A 1095-nucleotide genomic window follows, 5' to 3' on the forward strand; every position below is an offset into this window, starting at 1 on the left:
AACGCGTTCGCGATGCTGCGGCTGCTGCCGGTGAGCGCCCGCGGGAAAGATGCCGAGATCCTGGCCCTGCGCCATCAGATCGAGGTTCTGCAGCGGCAGCTGAACGGGCAGCGGGTTCGGTTCGACGCGGTCGACCGGGCGTTCCTGGCGGCGCTGCTCCACGGCCTGCCCCGGGAAGTGCTGCGCCGGATGCGGCTGCTGGTGCGGCCGGACACGGTGCTGCGGTGGCACCGTAACCTCATCACCCGCCGGCACGCCGCCCAGTTCCGGCCGAAACACGGAGGGCGGCCGCGCACCGTGCGCTCCATCCGCGTTCTCGTGCTGCGCCTGGCCCGGGAGAACAGCACCTGGGGCTACCGTCGCATCCGCGGCGAGCTGCTCGTCCTGGGGATCGAGGTCGCTGCCTCTACCGTGTGGGAGATCTTGAAGGAGGCCGGCATCGACCCGGCGCCCGAACGGTCTGCCACCACCTGGGCGCATTTCCTGCGCTCCCAGGCCGAAGCGTTGCTGGCCTGCGATTTCTTCGAGACGGTCATGCTGTCGGGGGCGCGGATGTACGTGTTCGCCGTCATCGGGCACGCCACCCGGCGGATCCGCATCCTGGGCGCCACCGCCCACCCGACCGCCTCCTGGGTCACCCAGGCCGCGAAGAACCTCCTCATGGATCTCGAGGACGCGGGCTGCCGGGCCCGGTTCCTGATCCGGGACCGGGACGGAAAGTTCCCCGCGCTGTTCGACGAGGTCCTGAAGGACGCGGGCATCGACGTGGTGCTCAGTGGAGTCCGGATGCCGCGGATGAACGCGGTCATGGAACGCTGGGTGCAGACCTGTCGGCGCGAGCTGCTGGACCGCACCCTCGTCTGGAACCAGCGGCATCTGCTCCATGCCCTGCGCGAGTTCGAGGACTTCTACAACGGACACCGTCCCCACCAGGGCATCGCCAACGCCCGACCGCTCCATCCGCTACCCGCACCGACCACCGATCCGGAGCAGCTCGCCCGACTCGACGTACGACGACGTGACCGCCTCGGCGGCATCCTCCACGAGTACCGACATGCCGCTTGACCTGCACGGACGAGATTTCCGGCAAGGGCA

At 69.3% G+C, this 1095-nt stretch carries 1 protein-coding gene; it reads left to right on the forward strand.

The window, feature by feature from the left end:
- A partial coding sequence (locus tag ACWC0C_RS48385) for an integrase core domain-containing protein (RefSeq protein ID WP_450871558.1) occupies positions 1–1065 on the forward strand: 1065 nt, incomplete at its 5' end.
- Positions 1066–1095: the final 30 nt, after the last annotated feature.

Source organism: Streptomyces sp. NPDC001709 (assembly GCF_053596375.1).